The 2,669-nt window shown below is 74.1% G+C and carries 2 protein-coding genes; both read left to right on the top strand.

Annotated features, from left to right (window positions below; translation table 11 throughout):
* Nucleotides 1–158: 158 nt before the first annotated feature.
* A complete protein-coding gene (locus ITI46_RS34085) occupies nt 159–1,517 on the top strand; it encodes an MFS transporter (RefSeq protein ID WP_209243869.1) in 1,359 nt (452 codons plus the stop codon).
* Between the two features lie 272 nt (nt 1,518–1,789).
* Nucleotides 1,790–2,669 (top strand): glycosyltransferase family 2 protein (locus ITI46_RS34080; protein ID WP_209243867.1); only part of this gene is annotated, 880 nt, incomplete at its 3' end.

The following is a 2,669-nucleotide window of genomic DNA, read 5'->3' as shown; positions in this document are numbered from 1 at the left end:
CCGCCCTCCCGTCCCCTGCCTTCCTGCGCGAATTCCCCATGCCTTTTCTTCACTCGATTGCCGCCCGCTGGGCGGAGCGCTTTCGACGCCCCACCGCGGGCTCCGGGAAATCCGGCCGCTCCGACCGCAGCCCGTGGCGTTCCCTGCGCTACCCCAGCATGCGCTGGTGGTCAGCGGCCAACCTCGTCTCCAACGTCGGCACCTGGATGCAGCTGACGGTGCAGAACCTGCTGGTGCTCCAGCTCACCGGCTCCGCCGCCACGACCGGTCTCTCGCTGGCCGTACAGGCCGCCCCCGGCCTGCTGCTCAGCCTGGTCGGCGGCAGCCTCGTCGACTCCTGGCCGCGCAGGATGACCGCGTCCGTCAGCCAGGCGCTGCTCGGTCTGGTCGCCCTCAGCACCGCCGCGTTCGTCGCCTTCGGCATGCTCACCGTTCCGCTGCTGATGGTGCTCGCCGCCGTCACCGGATCCATCGCCACGGTGGACAACCCCGCCTGCTCGCTGCTCGGCAACGACCTGGTCAAGCGCAAGGACGTGCCGTCGGCCATCGCGCTGGGCTCGGTGGTGCACAGCGCAGGACGGCTGCTGGGCACGGCCGCCGCCGGTGCCACCGTCGCCTGGTTCGGCATGTCCTCCGCCTACGTGGTCAACGGGCTGTCGTTCTTCGCCGTCGCCGCCGTGATCCCCTTCCTGAAGCTGGTGCCCAAGGAGGAGCGCGAACCGCAGACGGCGCACGAGCGCCCCGCTCCGGCCGTCGCCCAGGGCAGGCGTCCGGAGGGCAAGCGGTCCTTGGTACGCGGTGACAGCCGCGAGGGCCTGGTCTACTTCTTCCGCAACCCCCGGCTGGTCGCCCTGGCCACCATCACCGGGATCTCCGCGATCTTCGGCCGTAACTACCAGCTGACGCTTGCCGTCCTGGTGACGGGCCCGCTGGCGGCCGGCGCCGGCTCGTTCAGCACCGTCTCCACCGTGCTCGCGGTCGGCGGCATGGTCGGCGCCGTGGTCGCCGGCTGTCTGCGCAAGCCGTCGGTGCGGCACGTGGCACTGCTGGCCGCGGCGGGCGCGCTGCTCCAGGCCGTCGCGGGGCTCTCCCCTTCGCTGGTCTTCCTCATCCTGCTGGTGGCGCCCATGGCGGTGGTCGAGTCGGTCTCCGACACCGCGGGCACCACCGTGCTGCAGACCGAGCCGCCCAGCCATTTGCGGGGCCGGGTGCTCGGCGTATGGCGCAGTGCCAGCACGGGCTGGGGCCTGGTGGGCCCGCCCCTGCTCGGTGCGCTGATGGAGTTCGCCGGCGCGCGGGGCGGGCTGATCGCGGGTGGCCTGGCGATTGTGGCCGTGACGGGGGCTGCGGTGCTGCTGCCGCAGCGGCGCGGGGCGCCGGAGCCTGCGGCTCCGGCTGTGGAGGCTCCGGCTGCGGCGGCTGCGCCTGCGTTGCGGGAGGCCCCGGTGGTGCCTGCCCCGCGTTCGGCGCCCGCTCCTGCGGTGGCCGCGCGAGAGATGGAGCCCGCGACGGTGTGAGGGCACCGGGCTCGGGGTGCCCCTGCCTGTTGTGTGCGGGCTGCGGGTCGGTTGTGGTTGTGGGGGTACCCCCTGCTCGAAGAGCTCGGGGGAGCAGTTCCCCGCGCCCCTTCGGGGCGCCGTGCCGTTGCTCGCGACCCCTTCGGGGCGCGTCTCCCCATGCCGGGTAGGCAAGCGCCGTCGGGCAAAGCCTGTGTTGCGAGCCCTCACAGCGCCTTTCACCATGGAGTGGGTACTTCTTCCGCTTCACAGGGCTGAGAAGACGAGGCGCCATGGACCCAGCTCCCCCCAGCAGCAGCGCGCAGCGGAGCGTGCCCGGCGCCGGAGGGCGGGATCTGCACGACCGGCTGGGCGTCGTCATCGCCACGCGCGACCGGCGCGACACCCTCGCCCGTACGCTCGACAGGCTGCTCGCCCTCCCGGAGCGGCCCCGTGTCCTGGTGGTGGACAACGCCTCCACGGACGGCACGCCGGACATGGTTGCGCGCTGCTTCCCCGGGGTGCAGCTGCTGCGGCTGCCCGTCAACCGCGGCGCGCCGGCCCGTAACGAGGGAGTCCGGGCGCTGCGCACCCCCTACATCGCCTTCAGCGACGACGACTCCTGGTGGGAGCCTGGCGCCCTGGGCAAGGCGGTGGACCTGCTGGCGGCGCACCCCGGTACGGGGCTGCTGGCCGCGGGTATCGCCGTGGGCCCCGAGGGCAGCCCCGACCCGCTCAACGCGGTGCTGGCCCGCTCGCCCCTGGGCGACGGTGCCGCGCCGCGCAGCCGCAGGGTCCTCGGCTTCCTCGGCTGCGCCGCCGTGGCCCGCAGACAGGCGTATCTGGACGTGGGCGGCTACCACCCCCTGCTGTTCTTCGGCGCCGAGGAGACCCTCCTCGCGTACGACCTGACGGCAGCCGGGTGGGACGTCCTGCACTGCCCCGACGTCGTCGCCCGGCACTCCCCGGCCGACGGCACGGACGGCGTGCCGTCCGAAGCGCCCCGGCCCGGCCGCCGCGCGCTGATCCGCCGCAACGAGCTGCTGACCGCCTGGCTGCGCCGTCCGCTGCCGGTGGCACTGCGCCGTACGGCGGCCCTGTGCGCGGACGCGGTCCGCGATCCCGAGGCCCGCAGCGCGGCCCGCGGTCTGCTGCCCCGCCTCCCCGTGGCGC

It is taken from the genome of Streptomyces oryzae (assembly GCF_017676365.1).
Taxonomy (GTDB): domain Bacteria; phylum Actinomycetota; class Actinomycetes; order Streptomycetales; family Streptomycetaceae; genus Streptomyces; species Streptomyces oryzae.
The sequence above is the reverse complement of the archived record's forward strand: the minus strand, read 5'-3'. Positions and strand labels throughout refer to the sequence as shown.